The organism is Salinicoccus jeotgali, assembly GCF_055379195.1.
In genome coordinates, this window is sequence record NZ_AP043830.1 from 972,547 (window position 1) to 993,764 (window position 21,218).

19 protein-coding genes are annotated in these 21,218 nt (G+C 48.4%); 15 read left to right on the top strand and 4 right to left on the bottom strand.

The annotated features are described in order from the left end of the window. Positions 1–22: 22 nt before the first annotated feature. On the bottom strand, positions 23–1,291 hold the full coding sequence (locus ACZ43I_RS04870) for a replication-associated recombination protein A (RefSeq protein ID WP_344700973.1): 1,269 nt from the start codon (positions 1,289–1,291) through the stop codon (positions 23–25). An 81-nt stretch (positions 1,292–1,372) separates the two neighbouring features. Here ACZ43I_RS04870 and ACZ43I_RS04875 point away from each other — a divergent pair, with 81 nt between their 5' ends. Then, positions 1,373–1,789, top strand: coding sequence for an RrF2 family transcriptional regulator (locus tag ACZ43I_RS04875; RefSeq protein WP_344700972.1), 417 nt, complete (start codon positions 1,373–1,375; stop codon positions 1,787–1,789). Between the two features lie 35 nt (positions 1,790–1,824). On the opposite strand, the gene ACZ43I_RS04880 is transcribed toward ACZ43I_RS04875, so the two are convergent. Next, positions 1,825–3,507 carry an ABC1 kinase family protein gene (locus ACZ43I_RS04880; protein WP_344700971.1) on the bottom strand — a complete coding sequence of 561 codons (1,683 nt, stop codon included), beginning with the start codon at positions 3,505–3,507 and terminating at the stop codon, positions 1,825–1,827. A gap of 82 nt (positions 3,508–3,589) precedes the next feature. Next, positions 3,590–4,948, bottom strand: coding sequence for an aspartate kinase (locus ACZ43I_RS04885; RefSeq protein WP_344700970.1), 1,359 nt, complete (start codon positions 4,946–4,948; stop codon positions 3,590–3,592). A gap of 156 nt (positions 4,949–5,104) precedes the next feature. Here ACZ43I_RS04885 and ACZ43I_RS04890 point away from each other — a divergent pair, with 156 nt between their 5' ends. From ACZ43I_RS04890 to thrB, 3 genes are read left to right on the top strand one after another with little or no spacing between them, the layout of a single operon-like run. Next, entirely contained in the window at positions 5,105–6,316 is a 1,212-nt protein-coding gene (locus tag ACZ43I_RS04890) for a homoserine dehydrogenase (protein ID WP_344700969.1), read from the top strand. A gap of 4 nt (positions 6,317–6,320) precedes the next feature. Further along, on the top strand, positions 6,321–7,397 hold the full coding sequence (gene thrC / locus ACZ43I_RS04895; RefSeq protein ID WP_344700968.1) for a threonine synthase: 1,077 nt from the start codon (positions 6,321–6,323) through the stop codon (positions 7,395–7,397). Next, on the top strand, positions 7,354–8,256 hold the full coding sequence (gene thrB / locus ACZ43I_RS04900; protein WP_344700967.1) for a homoserine kinase: 903 nt from the start codon (positions 7,354–7,356) through the stop codon (positions 8,254–8,256). The genes thrC and thrB overlap by 44 nt, the downstream gene beginning before the upstream one ends. Before the next feature lie 15 nt (positions 8,257–8,271). Here the strand turns inward: thrB and ACZ43I_RS04905 are convergent, their stop codons facing one another. Beyond that, a complete protein-coding gene (locus ACZ43I_RS04905; RefSeq protein WP_344700966.1) occupies positions 8,272–9,273 on the bottom strand; it encodes an LLM class flavin-dependent oxidoreductase in 1,002 nt (333 codons plus the stop codon). A gap of 145 nt (positions 9,274–9,418) precedes the next feature. Here ACZ43I_RS04905 and ACZ43I_RS04910 point away from each other — a divergent pair, with 145 nt between their 5' ends. The 11 genes from ACZ43I_RS04910 (at position 9,419) to udk (ending at position 21,193) form a co-directional block, all read left to right on the top strand. Further along, entirely contained in the window at positions 9,419–10,534 is a 1,116-nt protein-coding gene (locus ACZ43I_RS04910; RefSeq protein ID WP_344700965.1) for a cysteine desulfurase family protein, read from the top strand. Positions 10,535–10,558: 24 nt separating this feature from the next. After that, positions 10,559–11,662, top strand: a complete 1,104-nt coding sequence (gene mnmA / locus ACZ43I_RS04915) for a tRNA 2-thiouridine(34) synthase MnmA (protein ID WP_344700964.1) — start codon at positions 10,559–10,561, stop codon at positions 11,660–11,662. Next, the gene (locus ACZ43I_RS04920; protein ID WP_344700963.1) at positions 11,662–12,300 is read left to right on the top strand and encodes a tetratricopeptide repeat protein; all 639 of its coding nucleotides are present in this window, start codon (positions 11,662–11,664) and stop codon (positions 12,298–12,300) included. The genes mnmA and ACZ43I_RS04920 overlap by 1 nt, the downstream gene beginning before the upstream one ends. Positions 12,301–12,329: 29 nt before the next feature. Continuing rightward, positions 12,330–14,684 (top strand): SF1B family DNA helicase RecD2, encoded by a 2,355-nt coding sequence (gene recD2, locus ACZ43I_RS04925; protein ID WP_344700962.1) that lies wholly within the window; start codon positions 12,330–12,332, stop codon positions 14,682–14,684. Positions 14,685–14,934: 250 nt separating this feature from the next. Then, a complete protein-coding gene (gene alaS, locus ACZ43I_RS04930; protein WP_344700961.1) occupies positions 14,935–17,565 on the top strand; it encodes an alanine--tRNA ligase in 2,631 nt (876 codons plus the stop codon). 54 nt (positions 17,566–17,619) lie between these two features. Next, the gene (locus ACZ43I_RS04935) at positions 17,620–17,883 is read left to right on the top strand and encodes an IreB family regulatory phosphoprotein (protein ID WP_344700960.1); all 264 of its coding nucleotides are present in this window, start codon (positions 17,620–17,622) and stop codon (positions 17,881–17,883) included. Next, complete coding sequence (gene ruvX, locus ACZ43I_RS04940; RefSeq protein ID WP_344700959.1) at positions 17,876–18,307, top strand: Holliday junction resolvase RuvX; 432 nt, start codon at positions 17,876–17,878, stop codon at positions 18,305–18,307. Before ACZ43I_RS04935 ends, ruvX begins: the two co-directional genes overlap by 8 nt. A 3-nt stretch (positions 18,308–18,310) precedes the next feature. Then, positions 18,311–18,616, top strand: a complete 306-nt coding sequence (locus ACZ43I_RS04945) for a DUF1292 domain-containing protein (protein ID WP_344700958.1) — start codon at positions 18,311–18,313, stop codon at positions 18,614–18,616. Between the two features lie 66 nt (positions 18,617–18,682). Then, complete coding sequence (gene mltG / locus ACZ43I_RS04950) at positions 18,683–19,810, top strand: endolytic transglycosylase MltG (RefSeq protein WP_344700957.1); 1,128 nt, start codon at positions 18,683–18,685, stop codon at positions 19,808–19,810. A 112-nt stretch (positions 19,811–19,922) separates the two neighbouring features. Then, positions 19,923–20,564 (top strand): O-methyltransferase, encoded by a 642-nt coding sequence (locus ACZ43I_RS04955; protein WP_344700956.1) that lies wholly within the window; start codon positions 19,923–19,925, stop codon positions 20,562–20,564. Next, positions 20,561–21,193: a uridine kinase gene (gene udk / locus ACZ43I_RS04960; RefSeq protein ID WP_344700955.1), complete on the top strand. Its 633-nt coding sequence runs from the start codon at positions 20,561–20,563 to the stop codon at positions 21,191–21,193. Before ACZ43I_RS04955 ends, udk begins: the two co-directional genes overlap by 4 nt. Positions 21,194–21,218: the final 25 nt, after the last annotated feature.

Below are 21,218 nucleotides of genomic sequence, written 5' to 3' on the forward strand. Positions count from 1 at the left end.
GTAAAATTCGGTGCTTATTTTTTTATATCTTTTTGAGCTTGTCGTATACTTCGGCGAGCTGTTTCTCGTACTTGGATACATCTGATTTCTGGTAGTACGCTGCGTTTTTTAGAGGATCCGGCAGGTACTGTTGCCTGACAACGTGGTTCGGATAATTATGGGGATATTTATAGCCTTGGCCGTTGCCGAGTTTTTCTGCACTTTTGTAGTGTGCATCCTTCAAGTGCTTAGGCACGCTTCCTGTCTTTTTCTTTCTTATATCCGATAGGGCGGCGTCGATGCTTTTGATTGCACTGTTCGATTTCGGGGACAGGGCAAGTTCTATCACTGCCTGGGATAGGGGTATGCGGGCTTCTGGAAAACCGAGGCGTTCCGCCGAATGGATGGCATCAAGGGTCCGTGAGGCGAGTTGCGGGTTCGCAAGCCCGATATCTTCATAGCTGATGACAAGCAGCCGCCTGACGATGGTGACCAGGTCGCCCGCTTCTATCAGGCGGGCCAGGTAATGCAGCGAGGCATCGACATCACTGCCGCGGATCGCTTTTTGGAAGGCGCTCATCACATCATAATGCTGATCTCCGTCTTTGTCATAGAGCAGATCGGACTTCTGCATGCAGGCACGCGCGTCATCCAATGAAATATTGACCACATCACCAGCGTCTTTGTCAGAACTAAGTGCTGCCAGTTCCAAAGCATTCAACGCACTTCTGACGTCACCCTGGCTTGTGACGGACAGATATTCGAGGGCTTCATTGCTGATATTTATGGACATGTCCCCAAGGCCTCGACCAGTATCCGAAAGCGCACGGTTAAGTGCGACTTCAACATCTTCCGGATCGAGCAGATGCAATTCAAAAATCTGGCACCGGCTCCTGATGGCGGGGTTGATGGCGTGATAGGGGTTGGACGTAGTGGCCCCGATCAGTATGATGTTGCCATTTTCCAGATGCGGCAGCAGAAAGTCCTGCTTAGCCTTATCCAGACGGTGTATCTCATCAAGAAGGAGGATGACGCTGCCGCTCATCTTTCCTTCATCGGCCACCATCTGCATATCCTTCTTCGTATTGGTGACAGCATTCAAGGTACGGAATTTGTAACTTGTCGAACCTGCAATTGCGCTCGCGATGCTGGTCTTGCCGATGCCTGGTGGGCCATAGAGGATCATTGATGTAAGGCGTTTAGCCGTCACCATCCGGCGGATGATGCTGCCTTCACCGACAAGGTGGGTCTGGCCGAGGACTTCATCTATCGTTTTTGGTCGCATTCTAAAGCTCAGAGGCTGAGTTGACATATTTTCACCTGTTTCAGAGTTATGATATATTTAATACTACTATAACCGATATAAATATGAACTTAAACTATGAGGTGCTTTATGAAAATTTCTACACGCGGGAGATATGGTCTCTATTTTATGCTGGCTTTAGCCAGAAGCTACGGTGAGCATAAGCGTAGCGTCAAATCCATTGCCGACGAGCGGGGGATCAGCGACCTATACCTTGAACAGATTGTCACGAACTTAAAACGTGCAGAACTCGTCAAAAGTACACGGGGCGCCTATGGCGGCTATGAATTGAACCATGCGCCGGATGAGATCACTGTCGGGAAGATCTTCAGGACACTGGAAGAGAATATCGTTGCGGTTGAAGGTGATGATAAGGACACCGATACGGAACGCTATCTGTGGGGCAGGATACGGGACGCCCTTCGTGACGTGCTCGACCACACTACGCTTTTGGATATGGTGAACCACGATGACGATGAAATCGACGACTACATGTTCTATATATAATATAAAGAAGCCCTGGAGGTCCTCCAGGGCTTCTTTTAAAATCTTCCAGAACGGAATATGGAATAGATCATGCCGATGAACATCAGTAGAGCTACCACAGAACCGATTTCTATAGCCGGAATATTGAAGAGGACGGTGGCTTGGTCGGTCAATGCGGAACTGATGATGAGGCCGACCATGATGATGCTGAAGGACAGTAGGACGATACTGAACGTCAATCGGTTGCCTATCCGGTCGAGACGCTTCATGAACGCCTCGCTCCGCTTCACCTGCAGTTCTACAGGGACACTGCGACCTTTCAATCCTTTGGAGAATTCGTGGACATTACCGGAAACATCCTTTAGGTCATCGCTGAATTCGATCCAACTGCGCCATGCATGATCTGCAGCATTTTTAGGATTGAACCTTTCCCTGAGGAGCTGTCTGCCAAAAGGTTCCGCTACATCAACAATGCTGAAATCAGGATCAAGTTCACGGACGATGCTCTCAAGCGTCAGAATGGTCTTGCCGAGCATCGTGAAATCTGTCGGCAGCTTGATATGGTGCTCATTCGCTATATGGAAGATGTCCTGTACGGCTTCACCGAGATCCATGCGGCTGAGCGGAACGTCATAATACTTGTCGCGTAGCAGTTCGGCATCCTTTTTGAGGATCTTCATATTGACTTCGTCGGGCACGACCCCCATCCGTGTTATGGCGCGGACGACACCGTCTGCATCCTTTTTCATCATGGCGATGAGCAGCGAGCCGTAGATCGACTTCATCTCACGCGTCATCTTGCCCACCATGCCGAAGTCGAGAAAACCGATGACGCCGCCGTCCATTACGGTGATGTTCCCAGGATGCGGGTCGCCATGGAAGAATCCTTCAATCAGGATCTGGTGAAAAATTGCGTGTGTGAGACGTTCTGCAAGCACTTCGTTTAAATACCCCTCAGCCGCCAGTGAATCGAGGTCTCCGATTTGAATGCCCTCTATAAACTCCATCACGAGCACATCTTTTGTCGTGACATCCCAGTAGACTTCCGGAATATGGACGACCTCGTCATCTTTGAACTGTTTGCCGATCTTATCTGCATTGCGCCCTTCGATGGTGTAGTCGAGTTCATTTATGATGGATTTCGAGAACTCCTCCATCATGTCCACCAGCTGATATTGGCGGGCCCATTCGATACGCGATTCTGCCATCAATGCCAACTGTAGCAGGATTTCCAGGTCATTGCGGATGATTTTCTCGATGTTCGGGCGCTGCACCTTGACTGCAACAGCTTCCCCGGTTACAAGCCTGGCCTTGTGGACCTGGCCTATGGAGGCGGAGCCGATTGTTTCTTGTTCAAACTCCAAAAAGATATCATCCATCTTAGCTCCCAGAGAGTGTTCGATGATCTCTTTTGCTTCATCGTATGGAAAAGAAGGCACGTGGCTCTGGAGCTTCGATAGTTCCTCGATGATGTCTTCTGGCAGAAGGTCAGGTCTGGTACTTGCAATCTGGCCTACTTTGATGAAAGTGGGGCCCATTTCTTCCAGAAAGAGGCGGATTCGTTCTCCGCGCGTCTTTTCGACATGTGTGCCATCCTTTTTGAGCAATATTTTCTTCGGCAGGGACAGAACCTCATCAAGTCCCAACTCTTCTACGATAAATCCGAAACCACTTTTGGAGAAGGCCAAAGCAATCTCCCGGTATCTTCTTATATGTTCGATCCTTTTTTTGAATATCATTGCGGGCCTCCCATGTTTTTCCGAACCCGTCTCCTTCTAGTATATGGTGAGGGGTAGGTGTCCATCTATTGTAGCCTGATTTTCAGGATTCATCAAAATAATTATAGTAGATTGCATGAAGCGCCCTCTGGGCATCTTTTTGGGCCACGGCGAACATCATGCTGATCTCTGAAGCCCCCTGGTTGATCATACTGATGTTGATGTCATTTTTACTAAGGGCGACCGTTGTCTTTGTAGCGACGCCGATGTGATGTTTCATTCCTTCTCCGACTATGATGATCAGTACAAGGTCGTTTTCGACATGTATCGACTCGGTTTCAAGCGTATCTTCGATATCAGCGATGACCGCCGCCAATTTATCATTGCCTTCGAACTGATTAGATCTGAGTATGATGGATAGATTATCTATACCCGAAGGGATATGTTCATAGGAGAGGTCATGGTCCTCCATGATCTGCAGCAGCCGTCTTGTAAAACCGACTTCCCGGTTCATGAGGTATTTATTCATTGTGAGCGATGTGAAGCCCTCATCGCAGCTGATGCCGATGACCGGCATCCGGGGTATATACTCCCGTTCGGCTACAATCTTCGTTCCCTCTATTTCCGGGGCGTTCGTATTGCGTATCATGATGGGGATATTATGTTTATAGACAGGTTCCAGTGCTTCATCGTGGAATACGCCGAACCCGGCATATGACAGCTCACGCATTTCGCGGTAGGTGATCTCCTCGATTTTATGCGGCGATCTGATACGGGACGGATCGGCCGAATAGATGAAGCTTACATCCGTAAAGTTTTCGTAGAGTGATGCATTAACCGCACGTGCCACAATGGCCCCTGTAATATCCGATCCTCCTCTTGGGAAAGTGACGATCTGACCGCTTTTTGAATATCCAAAGAATCCGGGGATCACCACGACTTGGCCGGCGTCCTTCAACTTTTCCAGTCTGTCATAGGATTCGGGAAGCAGCAGTGCATTGGAAGGTTCATCCGTCACCAGTATCCCCGCTTCACCAGGGCACATATAAGTGGCATCGACCCCTATTTTATTCAAATACGCGCTGACCAGCTGCGCATTAAAATCCTCCCCGCATGATTTCAAAGCGTCAAGCAGGCGCTTCTTCTCATTGATATCCGCCAGATATGAGCGCAATATTTCTTCATATTTCTCCAGCAGATGGTATTCCAGTCCAAGTTCATCGACCATTGCGGCAAATCTTCCTATGATATCCGTGATGATCTCTTCGACCGGCAGGCCGGCAGTATGATTGGCATGTAGGGCAATCAGCATATCCGTCACCTTCGTGTCGCCAGTGCTTCTTTTGCCGGGAGCGGAAACGACCGCAATGCGGCGTTCACTGTCACTTTTCATTATATCGGCAATCTTTTTGACTTGTGCTGCATTACAGAGGGAACTGCCTCCAAACTTAGCTACCTTCATCCCTTTGCACCTCTACTTTTCTGAATTTTAAAAACAATAATACATCAAAAATCATATAATGTGTACCCTTATTTGAATTGCTGCTTGAATTATCCGCCTTTTCTCTCTAATATATAGTCTTATATGAAAGTATGATTGGAGAAAGGTGATGGTGACATGAAAGTGGCAATACTTGGTATGGGAACGGTCGGTTCCGGAGTGATGGAAGTCATTCGGATGAACCGTCAGGAGATTGAGAGGCAAATCGGGGCCAGCTTCTCCATCAGCCATGTTCTGGTCCGGGATAAATATAAGGAACGCGGAGTCGAGCTTCGCGGTGTGACGATAACGGATGCCATCGATGAGATCCATGCTGCAGATATTGATGTAGTGGTTGAAGTGATGGGCGGCATGGCGTCCACCCGGGACATGCTGCTCGAATTCCTTGAGAAAGGGGTGCATGTTATCAGCGCGAATAAAGATATGCTGGCCGAACATATCGATGAACTGGCTGAAGCCGCAAACAGGAATGGTGCCATGCTGATGTATGAAGCCAGTGTAGCAGGCGGCATACCTATAATTAACGGTATAAGTCAAGGACTGAACGCGAACCGCATACAGGAAGTGATGGGGATACTGAACGGCACCACCAACTACATATTGACCAAGATGACTGGTGAGGGCTGGGATTACGAAAAAGCGCTTGACGCCGCCAAGGAGAAAGGATATGCAGAAGCTGATCCGACAAATGACGTGGCCGGTTTCGATGCCCAGAGGAAAATTGTGCTGTTGTCCCGGCTGGCCTACAACCGCAAGGTGGATATCGGGAAAGTCCGGGCACAAGGCATCGATTCAGTAGAACTGAAAGATATAGAGGCAGGCAGGAGTGCCGGATTGACGATGAAGCTGATCGGCCGGAGTACATTCCATGATGACCGTCTGTCGATTGAAGTGGCGCCCGTCTTCCTGCCGGATGATCATCAGCTTTCTACAGTATCCAACGAGAAGAATGCAGTATATATAAGCGGCAATGCGGTAGGGGAAACGATGTTCTACGGGCCGGGTGCCGGTGGCAGGGAAACTGCATCCGCTGTAGTATCCGACCTGATCAGCTGCCTCAGGCGCATGGAGTGCGTTGAACGGAATATTGTGCCAGCACACGAGGCGGTCATCACAGAAGATGCCAGTCCCAAAAGATTCTACGTCCGGTTCACCGTTGACGAAATATCCGCCGGGGAACAGTTATCGCAGCACGGCATAGATTATGAACTCATCGAGCGCGGGGAAGCGGCTGTGATCATCACTTCCGCGATCAAACCGGAAAAGCTGCGGGCATTGGTGGAGAATAATGACAGCATTTATGTAACCTATAAAGTGGAAGGGGATTGATTCAATGCATTGGAACGGTCTGATTGAAGAATATAAAGCATATCTGCCGGTGGACGATGACACACCGCGCCTTACCCTATATGAAGGGGGGACGCCTCTTATCCGGCTCGATGCACTGAGCCGGAAGTTCGAAGCAGAACTCTATGCGAAGGTGGAAGGCCACAACCCGACGGGTTCCTTCAAGGACAGGGGGATGGTCATGGCAGTTGCCAAAGCGAAGGAAGCGGGTGCCCATACAGTCATCTGCGCATCGACCGGCAACACTTCAGCTTCAGCAGCAGCCTATGCTTCTCGGGCAGGGCTCAATACCATCGTGGTCGTGCCGGAGGGCAAGATTGCTCTAGGCAAGCTGGCCCAGGCGATGATGTATGGCGCGGAAATCATATCCATCCAGGGGAATTTTGATGAAGCATTGAAGGTCGTTCGTAAAATCGCTAAAAAAAATGACGGCATCACGTTGGTCAATTCAGTCAATCCATATCGATTGGAAGGACAGAAGACGGCAGCTTTTGAAATTGCTGAAGTCTTAGGGGCAGCACCGGATTATTTGACGATTCCAGTTGGCAATGCGGGTAATATTTCAGCCTACTGGAAAGGGTTCAAGGAATATGATGCCAAAAATAATACTGGCCTACCGAAGATATACGGATTCGAGGCAGAAGGAGCTGCGGCCATCGTCAATGATCGGGTGATTGAACAGCCCGAGACGGTCGCCACGGCAATCCGGATCGGCAACCCGGCAAGCTGGTCGCTGGCTGTAGAAGCCCGCGACGAATCAGGCGGTCTCATAGAATCGGTGACGGATGAAGAGATTCTTGCAGCCTATGAAATGTTGGCAGCAGCCGAGGGTATTTTTGCAGAACCAGGATCCAATGCCAGCACAGCAGGCATGATCAGAGCGCTTGAAGAAGGTAAGATCGAAAAGGGCGCCACCGTCGTCACAGTCCTTACCGGCAATGGGCTGAAGGATCCTGAGACTGCGATGGAACAAATCATAAAGAAGCCGAAGCTATTGCCGAACGATGAGAGTCAGATCATTGAGTACATTGAAAGTCTGGGTGAAAATGATGCACCACTTTAAGGTACCGGCCACCAGCGCCAATCTCGGTCCGGGCTTCGATTCCGTCGGGCTGGCGCTTGAAAAGTATCTTTATATAAAAGCAAAGGAAGGCTCCGGATTCAACATTATATTCGAGGATGATTTTCTTGATGTGCTGCCGCATGATGAGAGCAATCTTGTCATAAGGACAGCCCAGGATATCGCCCGGAAATATGGCTGCGGACTGCCCGGTCTTGAGATTCGGATGGGCAGTGATATTCCGCTCAGCCATGGGCTGGGTAGTTCGGCTTCTGCGATAGTGGCTGGAATTGAATTGGCTGACCGGTTTTGCGGGCTGGGCCTGACGGCTTATGATAAGGTGTTCCTTGGCAGTGAAATAGAGGGCCATCCTGATAATGTCGGACCTGCAGTTACAGGCGGGCTGTTCGTCGGTTATTATGATGGGGAACTGTTCTACCACGTATTGGATGTCGAAGGTCTGTCTGCAATAATCAGCGTTCCTCCATATGAAGTGGAAACACAAGAAGCCCGACGGGCTTTACCTGAAACATACAGCAAGCAGGATGCCGTACGTCAGAATGCCTTGAATAATGTCCTTCTACTTTCCATTATGAATAATGACTATAGTACGATGCACAGACTGATGACAAAAGACCGCTACCACGAACCCTACCGCCGGCAGTTCATCGCCGAATACGATGAGGTGAGGCGTGTGGCTGAACAGGCAGGTGCCATCGCCACGACCATCAGCGGAGCGGGGCCGACATTGCTGACTTTATGCAAAAGCAATGAAGCTGCTGCAGTATTTGAGCAATTGGACAGCGTTCGTGGCTGTCATCACGAAAAAGTGGATATATGCAGAAAAATTCCCGGGATGTAGACATCCCGGGAATTTCTATCTGCCATTATATTTTCTGACGACCTTCTCGAACAGGTCATAGGAATACTTCTGTGCATCCTTATCATAGATGTAGCTTACAGCCATGATTTCATCTGCACCGAATTTATTCTGGAATAATCTTAGTCTCTCAAGCGCAGTGGCTTCACTGCCCATGATCGCTACAGGGAAGCGGCTTTCGACGATCTGCCTTTCAGGCGGCGACCAGATCGATTCCATGTCTGAAACAGGCGGCTGCAGTTTTTTGCCCCCGCCCCTGATGACATTCAGGACGAATTGCGCCATCGTAGTGGAGAGATGCTTCGCCTCTTCATCAGTATCGGCCATGATAACATTCAGGCAGGCAATCTTGTAGGGTTCCGCCAACTGGTCGGAGGCCTCGAACTCCTGTTCATAGATCTTGAAGGCTGCTTCCATATGATCTGGTGCGAAATGTGCCGCAAAAGCGTATGGCAGTCCCAGACGGGCCGCAAGGTGTGCAGAGTCGGTGGAAGAGCCGAGTATATAGAGCGGGATTTCTGTGCCGTTGCCGGGGAAGGCTACAACCTGGGTCTTTTCATCCGAAAGGTATTTACGGATTTCTTCGACTTCTGAACCAAATGTATAGACGCCATCATGGTTGTTGCGGCGGATGGCAGACGCGGTACGCATATCCGTACCAGGGGCGCGGCCAAGGCCGATGTCCAGACGGTCCCCGAATATGGCGTGCATGGTGCCAAACTCCTCTGCAACGATCAGAGGGGAATGGTTCGGCAGCATGACGCCCCCGCTTCCGACACGGATATGTTCTGTGTGGTGCAGGATGTGATGGATCAGTTGGCGCGTCGCAGAAGACGCGATTGAAGTGGTGTTATGGTGTTCAGCCACCCAGTATCTTTTATAATCTGAACCGTCGACATGTTCAGCGAGGTCGACCATATCCTTGAATGCATCTTTGGCATTTCCGCCCTCACGTACAGGCACAAGGTTAAGAATGGATGGGGTCAGTTGTTTTGACATAGATAGAATCCTCCTTATAATGGACAATTATCATCCATTAGATTTATTTTGTCTAACAATGGGCTTCAAAAGTATAAAAATCTACCGTTCCATGTTAAAATCTTATAATGTATAATAAAGCTATTTTTGGAGATGGGTGATTCTAATGGAAGTATATGCAGACTATGCGGCGACTACCCCTATGGATGGAGCGGTCCGCAAAGCACTCTTGGAAGATGACGGCTTCGGCAATCCTTCAAGCATTCACCGGGCAGGCAAAGATGCCCGGGCCAAAATCGAGAAGGCGCGCAGGGGGATTGCACAACTTTTAAACGCCTCTTCGTCAGAAGTCTTTTTCACCAGTGGTGCCACTGAAGGCAACAATATGGCAATCAGAGGGGTGGCGAACCAATACGTCCGCCCCCATATCATCACGACCGAGATAGAACATGCCTCCGTCCTGAACACATTGAGAAGTCTGGATGCGGACGTCACCTATCTCCAAGCTAACGCGGATGGCGCGATAGATGTCGATGAACTCAAAAATAGCCTGCGGGATGAAACGGTACTTGTGTCGATTATGCTGGTCAATAATGAAACCGGCGTGATGCAGCCGATCTATGAAATACAAGAAGCGTTGTCAGAGCATACGGCTTTGCTCCATATAGATGCGGTCCAGGCCTATGGGCACATGAGGGTAGACGTCAAGGAGCTCGGAGCGGATCTGCTGACATTGAGTGCACATAAGATGTACGGCCCAAAAGGTATCGGCCTGCTCTATAAACATAAAGATGTGAAACTCATCCCGCTCATCACAGGCGGTGGCCAGGAGAAGGAACTTCGCGGAGGCACTGAAAACACCATGTGGATCGAAGGCCTGTCGCTCGCGATGCATCAGGCATCCGATGCAATAACGCGCAGAAGCATACGGGAGATGCAGATTAAAGAGCAGTTCCTCAACTTGCTGACACAATCCGACATTCCATTTGAAGTGAACGGAGACGTCAATAAGTCGGCAAGCCACATCATCAACATCCATTTCCCTTTTGCCGAAGCAGAATTCATGCTGACGGCATTGGACATGGCCGGCATCCATGCTTCAGCCGGTTCCGCGTGCCAGGCCGGCACATTGAACCCTTCCCATGTCCTCACTTCGATGTATGGCGAATCGGACCGTAACCGCCAATCGATACGGTTCAGCTTCTCCTATATGATGACAGATGAGGAAGTGGAAGCCATCGTCACGGCACTTGAAGATATATACGGAAGACTTATGCGTTAGGCATACTCGGAAAGGAAGGATAACATGAATAATTCAGATATAACTGTCGTCGTCGGTATGAGTGGCGGCGTAGACAGTTCAGTGACAGCTAAGCTCCTGAAAGATCAGGGCTATAATACAATAGGCATCTTCATGAAAAATTGGGATGATACGGATGAAAATGGCGTATGCACCGCTACAGAAGACTATGAAGATGTGCGCCTAGTAGCTGAGGAGATCGGCATACCGTACTACTCTGTGAACTTCGAGAAGGAATATTATGACAGGGTATTCGAATATTTCCTCGAGGAGTACAGAAAAGGGCGGACCCCTAACCCTGATGTGATGTGCAACAAGGAGATAAAATTCAAGGCGTTCCTTGATCATGCCATGAAGCTTGGTGCAGATTACGTTGCGACCGGACACTATGCACAAGTCGTGCATGATGAGGAGGGTACAAAGATGCTGAGGGGCATCGATAATAATAAAGATCAGACGTATTTCCTCAACCAACTATCCCAGGAGCAATTATCCAAAGTGATGTTCCCCCTTGGCCACTTGGACAAGAAGGAAGTGCGCAGGCTGGCGCGCGAGTATGATCTGGCCACAAAAGATAAAAAAGATTCGACCGGCATATGCTTCATCGGCGAAAGGGACTTCAAAACATTCCTGAGCAGTTATCTGCCCGCCAATCCAGGGCGCATGATCAATATGGATACCGGGGAAGATAAAGGCCGTCATGACGGCCTCATGTACTACACGATCGGACAGCGGCAAGGTCTCGGCATCGGCGGAGACGGAGGACCCTACTTTGTGGCTGGGAAAAACCTTGAAACAAATGAATTGTATGTAGTATCCGGCTACGACAATGAAGCATTGTCTTCTTCAAGCCTCGAAGCTTCAGACATCAACTTCATCAACCCAGTACCGGAAACGTTTGAATGCACCGCCAAATTCAGATACCGCCAAGAAGATGTACCGGTGACCGTCAAGCAGATGGACGATAGGCTGCTTGTAGAATTCCACGAACCGGCGCGCGCCGTTACACCTGGACAGGCAGTCGTCTTCTATGATGGGGAAGTGTGTCTCGGCGGAGCGACGATAGACCGTATATACAAAGAATCAAAAGAATTGGAGTATCTTGCATAATGACCATCAGATATGAACAGTTGATCAAAGAGGGCAGAACTGAAGAGGCACTTAAGGAGATATTCAAGGAGATAGAGTCATCACCTGAGGAAGAAGCACATTATATCAACGCCGGCAATCTGCTGCATCGGGCCGGCCAAGATGAAGAAGCAGAGCGATTTTTGCAGAAGGCGATCACCTTGAATGAGGCGAGTACGAGCGCCTACTATGCACTCGCGAACGTCTACTTCGATAATGAACGGTTCAAGGAAGCGGTAAGGCTCTACTTGCTGGCCTACACCCGGAACCCAGACGATGGTGATCTGAATTTCATGCTGGCCATGAGCCATGTACACCTGAACGAACCTGAACAGGCCATTCAATTTTTTGAAAAAGCACATGAAGTAAAGCCTGATGATGCGGATATCGCGTTCCAATATGGTCTTCTCTGCTGTCAAGTCGGGCTGTACGGGCCCGGGGAGACCTTGTTGAAGAAAGTATTATCCATGGAAGAGAACGCGGATGCCGAATATAACCTTGGACTGGTTAAGCTCATGAAAGATGATGAAGCGCAGGCGATAAGCCATTTCCAGCGCGCAATAGAGATCCAAGAGGACCATCATCTTGCCCATCATGCACTTGCACGACTCAACGATTGAGAGGACCGGAACGAGGAAGGTGATTCCATTTGGATCAATCTACAATCTACGATGATACATTCATAACAGGGGAAGTGGAGCGCGTCATATTCGTCAGTGAACAGACGCGTTTTACTGTGCTCAAGGTACTCATCAATGAAACGAATACGAACTTCAGTGACGAAGCGATCGTCACGGGCTACTTCCACGCGGTCGCAGAAGGCGACACATATAGGTTCTCAGGCAAAGTGACCCGTCATGCACGTTTCGGGGAACAATTCAGTGCGGACATGTTCAGGAAAGAGCAGCCGACGACGATGCGCGGGCTGATCCAATACCTCTCAGGGGATACGTTTCCAGGAATAGGGGAAAAGACAGCCAAAAAGATCATTGAAACCCTTGGCGTCAATGCATTGAAAAAAATTGCAGATGACCGGAGTGTACTGGATGATGTGGCAGGCTTGTCCAAAAAGAAGCGCGATATGATCCACTACCGCATATTGGAGAACAGCCAGACTGAGCGTCTGGTCATCAAACTGACCGATCTTGGTTTCGGTGCCAGGATGAGTGCTAAAATATTGAAGACCTACCAGGACCAGGCACTCCAGGTGATAGAGAAGGAGCCCTACCGACTGGTTATGGACATCGATGGCATCGGTTTTCATACGGCGGATCGTATAGCGATGAATGCTGGTATCGGTAAAGATGATGTCAGCCGTCTTGAAGCCGGCATCATGTATCTAGTGGAGAGTGTGATCATGTCGGATGGTCATACTTATGCCACACGGGACACTCTTGTCGGAATGACACGGGAATTGCTGAACCATGACGCTGAGCAGTACTTTTCGGACGAGACCATCAACCAGTCGATCGATCAGCTGTCAGACGACGACCGGCTCGTCCAATATGAGGACCGCATCTATGTCCCCTCCCTTTTTTATTCCGAATACAAATCGGCCGAGCAGATCTTCCGCATGATGAATGACCGTTCGGAAGTATCAGCGGGTGAAGAGAAGGCAGGCGAAATCATCGCAGATGTTGGTGAACGCTTCGATATCCACTACAACAATAGGCAGAAATCTGCCATGATCAGTGCGTTGACTGAAAAGATCTCCATCATCACAGGCGGTCCCGGAACAGGGAAAACTACAATAGTCAAAGGCATCATCAGTGCCTACCATGAATTGAACGACTTGAAGCCTGCCGACGAGTATGACGGTGACGAATACCCGATTAGACTCGTCGCCCCCACTGGCCGGGCATCCAAGCGCCTCAGTGAAACTGCAGGCATCAAGGCGTCAACCATTCACCGTATGATAGGTTGGGGCATGGATACCGGTAAGGATGAAGTGATCGACGCAGAAATCGATGCAGACCTCATCATCATAGATGAGATGTCGATGGTCGATACATGGCTGTTCTTTCAGTTGATGCGCAATGTCAAACCTTTCACGCGGCTGGTGTTCGTCGGGGACCGCGATCAATTGCCATCCGTCGGTCCCGGCACCGTGTTCAAAGATCTGATCGAGTCTGGAGTCATTCCGACGACCGAGCTCGATACAATATACCGTCAAGGCGAAGGATCTTCGATCATCCGATTGGCACATGAGATAAAAGAAGGTAGGAAAATGGACATCACCGAAAAGTTCAAAGACCGCCTTTTCATTCCCGCTAAAATGAACCATATTCCGGATATCGTCGATAATGTGGTGAAAAAAGCGGTCGACAAAGGATATGACATGCGTGATATTCAAGTGTTGGCTCCCATCTATAGAGGGGATGCCGGAATCCTGAAGCTCAACCGCATCCTCCAGACCATCCTCAATCCTGAAGCTGAAGATAAAAATGAAATCGCCTTTGGCGATGTCATATTCAGGAAGGGGGACAAAGTCATACAGCTCGTCAACCGGGGTGAAGACAATGTCTTTAACGGTGACTCCGGAGTGATCGATTCCATACTCTTCAAAGATGAAGATGAAGCAGAAAAGGATACGATTCTGGTTGATTATGATGGCATCCATATCGCATACGAACGCAAAGAACTGACGGAATTATCGCACGCCTACTGTACGAGCATCCATAAAGCGCAAGGGAGCGAATATCCGATCGTCATCATGCCGGTCGTCAAAAGCTATCGCCATATGCTGATGAAGAACATCGTCTATACAGGGATCACACGTGCGAAAGAATCCCTTATATTGTGTGGGGACCAAGAAGCATTCTATGATTCCCTGGAGAAAGAGGGCATCCACAGACGCACTTCTCTGTCCGAGATGATCCGGCTGCTCTTTAACAAGGATGATAAGCCGGCAGACGAGATGCCTGAAATCCTGACCGAATCGAAAATGTTCCAGATTCCTGCCATGATAAATATGGAAGGCGTGACACCATACGATTTCAATTGACAGATCCGATGAATATTCCTATAATCAAATCAAGGTTAAAACAAGTGGAGATCCCGAGTGACTGGATTGTGATGGACAGAGACATTGCAGCAGCTGAGAGCAGTGACGCATCCTTTCACGTGCTAATCTCCACCCACTTTATATATATGCAAAGTGATGACTATGTCATAACTTGGGTGGTACCGCGGTTCAGATCGTCCCATATTTTGGGGGGATCTTTTTTTATTTTAAAAACTAAGGAGTGACTGTAATGAAAAGACTGACCGGTAACGAAATCAGGGATATGTTCCTTGAATACTTCAGGGCACACAATCATATGGTGGAGCCGAGTGCACCGCTTGTACCGATAGATGACGACTCCCTGCTGTGGATCAACTCAGGGGTGGCGACTCTAAAGAAGTACTTTGACGGCCGCACCATTCCAGAGAACCCTAAAATCGTCAATGCCCAAAAGGCGATCAGGACAAACGATATTGAGAACGTCGGCTTTACAGCCCGTCACCATACATTCTTTGAAATGTTAGGCAATTTTTCGATAGGGGATTATTTCAAGGAAGATGCGATCCGCTACGCATGGGACTTCCTGACGAACAGCGAGTGGATCGGCTTCGACCCATCACTCCTCTATGTCACCGTCCACCCAGAAGATGAAGATGCCTACAGGATATGGCGGGAGATGATTGGCCTTGATGCTGATCGCATCATCCGCATAGAAGGTAACTTCTGGGATATCGGGGAAGGTCCGTGCGGCCCGAACAGTGAAATCTTCTATGACCGCGGTCCGGATTTCGAACCGGGTGCTCCGGCGGATGAAATGTACCCGGGTGGGGAAAATGAACGCTATCTGGAAATCTGGAACCTCGTATTCAGTGAATTCAACCATAACAAGGATGGTTCCTATACACCACTGCCGAAAAAGAACATTGATACGGGCATGGGGCTCGAAAGGATGGCCAGCATCATACAGGAAGTGCCGACCAACTTTGATACGGATCTCTTCACCCCAATCCTTGCTGAGATCAGTAGGATCAGTGGCCACCGTTACGGCGAAGATGCCAAAGCCGATGTTGCGTACAAAGTGATAAGCGACCATATCCGCACCGTGAGCTTTGCGGTTGCGGACGGTGCACTCCCTTCAAACGAAGGACGCGGTTATGTATTAAGACGTCTGATCAGACGCGCAGTCCGCTTCAGCAAAGAGCTCGACATCAACCGTGCCTTCATGTTTGACCTGGTGGAACCGGTATCTGAAATAATGGAAGGTTTCTACCCGAACGTGGGCGAACGCAAGGCATTCATCAAGGAAGTCATCAAAAAAGAAGAAGAGCGCTTCCTTGCCACGCTTGATGAAGGTATCCAAATCTACGAACAGTTCAAGAAGAAAGCGCAGCAGGATGATAATGTCATCAGCGGCGAAGATGCCTTCAGACTCTATGACACTTACGGATTTCCGTATGAACTGACCAAGGAATATGCAGAGAATGACGGCATGACGGTTGATGAAGCAGGTTTTATCGAAGAAATGAAAGCGCAGCGTGAACGGGCAAGGAATGCCCGGAAATCGGGTGACTCGATGCAGGTCCAGTCTGAAACGCTTGCGCGCCTTACTGCGCCGAGTACATTCACCGGTTATACTTCTAAAAGCGAAGAAGCCGTGCTGCTTCACATCATCCATGCGGATAGCGAGATGGATGCTGCAGAGGCGGGCCAGGACGTGGAACTCATCTTTGACCGTACACCGTTCTATGCAACAAGCGGCGGACAGGTGGCAGATAAAGGGGAGATCCGGGCAGACGGTGCAAAACTTACAGTCAGCTCAGTCTACAAGGCACCGAACGGGCAGAATGTGCATGTGGCACATATCTCGGAAGGTAGACTTTCCAAAGGTGCCACATATGACCTGGAAGTGGATGCAGAAAGCCGTAACTTCATCATCAAAAACCATACTGCAACGCACCTTCTGCACCAGGCGTTAAAAGATGTGCTTGGCGATCATGTAAGCCAGGCAGGTTCACTTGTGGAAAAAGAACGGCTGCGTTTTGACTTCTCCCACCTTGAAGGCCTGAGCGCAGAAGAAACCGAACAGATAGAAAATATAGTGAATGCCAACATCTACCGCAATATGGCTGTAGAGATTGAGGAAATGCCGATAGAAGAAGCAAAACAAAAGGGTGCTACGGCACTGTTCGGTGAAAAATACGGCGACGTCGTCCGCGTAGTGGATATCAACCAGTACTCGATAGAGCTATGCGGCGGTATCCATGTCAGAAACACCGGTGAAATCGGTACTTTCAAGATAGTATCTGAAACAGGCATCGGGGCAGGCATAAGACGTATAGAAGCTGTCACTAGCAAATACGCGGTGGCGTACTACAAAGAGAAGGAAGCAGTTGTAAAAGAGATTGCCAAAAACCTGAAGGTCAAAGATGGCCAAGTCAATAAGAAGGTCTCAGCGCTGCTTGCTGAAAACCAGTCGATGCACAATGAAATCAAGAATTTGAAAGCATCTCGCCAAGATGAAAAGCTCTCAGAGGCCACCCATGAAACCAAGGATATCAACGGTGTGCCGGTGCTTTCCATGGAAGTGCAGACAGAAGATGCCAAGGAACTGAGAGAAACGATGGACCGCCTAAAATCACGGGCCCAAGATGCAGTAATTGCGCTCGGTTCGGTGAATGGCGACAAGGTATCCCTTGTGGTGACAGTGCCTAAATCATTGACCGACCGCCTAAAAGCCGGCGACATCATGAAGGGCATGGCTTCAACAGTGGACGGGAAAGGCGGTGGGCGCCCGGATATGGCACAAGGTGGCGGCACCGCTCCAGAGAATATAACAAGTGCATTACAATTTGTTGAAGACTATATTAAAAGTACTTTATAAAAACAATCAATGCTATACTGATTGAAAAGGGAAGCAACGATGGGAGTGCTGTAATTGAACCAGTTTGATGAAACAATGAAATTCAGTGTAGACGACATGAAAACTGAAAATGTCAAAGACATCATGGCCGTCGTCTACAGGACACTGGAAGAGCGTGGGTATAACCCAATCAACCAGATCGTCGGATACCTCCAAAGCGGTGATCCGGCCTATATCCCCCGGCATAATGAGGCGCGCAATAGAATTCGGCATATCGACCGTGATGAAATAATGGAAGTCCTTGTCAGGAGCTACATCGAGAAGGAAATACATGAATAGGATACTCGGACTTGATGTTGGGACGAAGACCATTGGTGTGGCGCTGAGTGATGCACTCGGGTGGACAGCGCAAGGCGTCACCACGCTCAAAATCGACTACGATGAAGGGATATACGGTATCGAAGAGATCGTCAGGCTGGCGATGGATAATGATGTCGAGAGAATAATCGTAGGATTGCCAAAGAACATGAATAATTCAATTGGAGAGAGTGGAGAGCGTTCAATCCACTTTGCCAAATTGCTTGAAAACGCGTTGCCAGATGTTAAAATAACACTATGGGATGAACGTTTAAGCACAATCGGGGCAGAGCGCTCGCTACTTGAAGCGGACCTCTCCCGAAAAAAAAGGAAGGCAGTTATCGATAAGATGGCCGCAGTATTCATACTGCAGGGCTACCTCGATAACCCGGTCAAAGGAGATTGAACTATGAGTCAGGAAGAAATGGAATTCAACATGGAAGAGGAAATGCTGACACTATACGACGAAGAGGGGAACGAAGTACTTTACCGCAAAATGCTCGAATTCCATCATCCAGGGTTCGATAAGGAATACGTCATTCTTGCAGAGGAAGGAAACTTCTCCAATGAGGATGAAGAGATAGAACTTATTCCGATGATCAATGTACCCGATGGAGATGGCGAAGGCGGTAAGTTCATGCCCGTCGAGACGGATGAAGAATGGGATATGATCGAAGAAATCGTCAATACTCGTATGGACGAACCGGAACAGTAGATTTTTTCTGGAATTACGGATGGCTTCCAATTTTATTGGAAGCTATTTTTGAGATAGGAGTTATACATGAGCAAATACGAAGATATCAAATTTTCAAAGAATGTATCGTCATACCTGTCCTTGTTCGTCATCGCCACGTTGGCGATACTGTTTGTAATCGCGGCCTTCTCCATATATGTATACGTCAAATCTGGGATCGAGCCTCTGGACAGCGATTCTACAGAAGTCAAAGAAGTGAAGATAGAGCAAGGTTCGACAGCCGATAAGATAGGTGAAGTCCTGGAAGAGGAAGGGATCATCAAAAGTGGCATGATGTTTGAATACTACCTTAAACTAAATAGCATCACCAATTATCAGGCCGGAAACTATGAACTTTCTCCTTCAATGGACTTCGAAAAGATTGCAAAGACGCTTGAAACAGGGCGTATCTATCAGGAAATCCAACATAGACTGACGGTACCTGAAGGCTATTCGATAGATGAGATTGCCGCCCAGATGGCAGAGCAGCTGCCTATCAAGGAAAAAGAATTCATGGATCTGATGAATGATGAATCCTACATCAAATCGTTGATTGAGGAATATCCTGATATGCTGTCTGATGCAATACTCGATGAAGAGGTCAAGTTCCCGCTTGAAGGCTATCTTTTCCCTGCAACATATGACATCACTGAGGAAGAACCGAAGGTAAAGGACATTATTGAACAGATGCTTGATGCCACTAAGAATAATTCATACAGCGTCTTCAATTCGAGTGAAGGATATACAATGACTTTTGAAGGCGAGACGAAGGAACTTTCATTCCATGAGTTCCTCACATTGTCTTCCCTAGTCGAAGAAGAGGCGACATCGCTGGCCGACCGCTCCAAGATCGCAAGCGTGTTCTTAAACCGCATGTCCGAGAACCCGGCGATGCCGCTTCAGACTGACCCAACTGTATTGTATGCCCTAGGTGAGCATAAGGAACGCACATTATTTGAAGACCTTGAAGTGGAGGATCCTTACAACACTTACAATATTACAGGCCTTCCACCTGGTCCAATCGCGTCTCCAGGCATGGAGTCTGTACAGAGCACAATGAATCCTTCCAATACAAACTTTTATTATTTCCTTGCAGACAGCGAAGGCAATAACCATTTTGCTGAAACATTCGAAGAACACACTGAAAACAGGGAAAAATATATTAATAACAATTAGCATGTAAAATCGTCTTTTCAACTGGAATAATCTGTGCTAATATGATTCTGACGAACAAAGCAACTGATAACTTTTGTTATCAGTTGTATTTTTTGTATATATGGTGGCTTATATGGACATTTATGAATATATTAAAGAAATGAACACTGAAAAAGAATTATTTCCTGAAATGCTTGCGTATGCACAAGAAAACCGTGTACCCATCATGGACCAGGACGCCCTATCAGTCATGAAACATTATATCCATCTCTCAGGCACAAAAAGAATCCTTGAGATAGGTACTGCCATTGGCTACAGTGCAATGCACATGCTATCGGTAAGCCAGGATATCTCTGTCGTCACTATTGAGAAAGACCAGGATTCCCACGCACATGCTAAACGATTTTTCGAAATGCAAGGTGTGTCAGACAGGGTGAGGAGCCTTTTGGCAGATGCCAAGGAAGTGGTCCCCGAGGAACTTGGTGAACAGAAGTTCGATCTTCTCTTCATCGATGCATCAAAAGGGAACAACGGGAATTTCTTCGATAAGTTCTCTCCTCATGTCAAACCGGGTGGTCTGATCATCATCGACAATATACTGCTTAGAGGATTGGTCACAAAGGAAGAAATCACTGCCCGCGGCACCCGGAGAATGAAGGAGAAGGTGGACGGGTTCAATCGGATGATAAAAGAATCGAAGATGTCTTCAGCCTTTTTGCCGGTCGGCGATGGCCTACTCATAATTACAAAAGATAAAGAGGAGCAAGGCGAATGAGAAAACCAACAGTCATTGGCATAGCCGGGGGTTCAGGCTCCGGCAAGACATCAGTCACACGCAAGATAATGCATGCCTTGGACGGTCACAGCGTCATATTGATCGAGCAGGACTATTATTATAAAGACCAGAGCGATAAAACATTCGAGGAACGGCTGAAGACCAATTATGATCATCCATTTGCATTCGATAATGATCTTCTCATTTCCCACATTGGCCAGCTCATCGAGCGCAAGCCTGTAGAAATCCCGACATACAACTATGAGATCCATACGCGGAGTGATGAGACCATTCTGGTTGAGCCGAAAGATGTCATCATCATCGAAGGCATATTCGCACTTGAGAACGAAGCACTGCGGGATTTGATGGACGTCAAACTCTATGTGGATACAGATTCCGACATCCGTATATTGAGAAGGCTACAGCGTGACATCGAAGAGCGGGGCCGGACGATGGATTCAGTAATCAGCCAGTACTTGAACGTAGTCAGGCCGATGCACCTGCAATTCATCGAACCCACTAAACGCTTCAGTGATGTCATCATCCCTGAAGGTGGCAAGAATGATGTGGCGATTGATCTCATCACGACCAAAATACGCACATTGCTTAACGAATCAAAAATTAACTAGACTTATAATTACTGGAGGCTTATAA

Excerpts from the sequence above, each read along its gene's own strand:
- ACZ43I_RS04870 (WP_344700973.1), bottom strand. The coding sequence starts at position 1,291 with ATGTCAACTCAGCCTCTGAGCTTTAGAATGCGACCAAAAACGATAGAT.
- ACZ43I_RS04875 (WP_344700972.1), top strand. The coding sequence starts at position 1,373 with ATGAAAATTTCTACACGCGGGAGATATGGTCTCTATTTTATGCTGGCT.
- ACZ43I_RS04880 (WP_344700971.1), bottom strand. The coding sequence starts at position 3,507 with ATGATATTCAAAAAAAGGATCGAACATATAAGAAGATACCGGGAGATT.
- ACZ43I_RS04885 (WP_344700970.1), bottom strand. The coding sequence starts at position 4,948 with ATGAAGGTAGCTAAGTTTGGAGGCAGTTCCCTCTGTAATGCAGCACAA.
- ACZ43I_RS04890 (WP_344700969.1), top strand. The coding sequence starts at position 5,105 with ATGAAAGTGGCAATACTTGGTATGGGAACGGTCGGTTCCGGAGTGATG.
- thrC (WP_344700968.1), top strand. The coding sequence starts at position 6,321 with ATGCATTGGAACGGTCTGATTGAAGAATATAAAGCATATCTGCCGGTG.
- ACZ43I_RS04905 (WP_344700966.1), bottom strand. The coding sequence starts at position 9,273 with ATGTCAAAACAACTGACCCCATCCATTCTTAACCTTGTGCCTGTACGT.
- ACZ43I_RS04910 (WP_344700965.1), top strand. The coding sequence starts at position 9,419 with ATGGAAGTATATGCAGACTATGCGGCGACTACCCCTATGGATGGAGCG.
- mnmA (WP_344700964.1), top strand. The coding sequence starts at position 10,559 with ATGAATAATTCAGATATAACTGTCGTCGTCGGTATGAGTGGCGGCGTA.
- ACZ43I_RS04920 (WP_344700963.1), top strand. The coding sequence starts at position 11,662 with ATGACCATCAGATATGAACAGTTGATCAAAGAGGGCAGAACTGAAGAG.
- alaS (WP_344700961.1), top strand. The coding sequence starts at position 14,935 with ATGAAAAGACTGACCGGTAACGAAATCAGGGATATGTTCCTTGAATAC.
- ruvX (WP_344700959.1), top strand. The coding sequence starts at position 17,876 with ATGAATAGGATACTCGGACTTGATGTTGGGACGAAGACCATTGGTGTG.
- ACZ43I_RS04945 (WP_344700958.1), top strand. The coding sequence starts at position 18,311 with ATGAGTCAGGAAGAAATGGAATTCAACATGGAAGAGGAAATGCTGACA.
- mltG (WP_344700957.1), top strand. The coding sequence starts at position 18,683 with ATGAGCAAATACGAAGATATCAAATTTTCAAAGAATGTATCGTCATAC.
- ACZ43I_RS04955 (WP_344700956.1), top strand. The coding sequence starts at position 19,923 with ATGGACATTTATGAATATATTAAAGAAATGAACACTGAAAAAGAATTA.
- udk (WP_344700955.1), top strand. The coding sequence starts at position 20,561 with ATGAGAAAACCAACAGTCATTGGCATAGCCGGGGGTTCAGGCTCCGGC.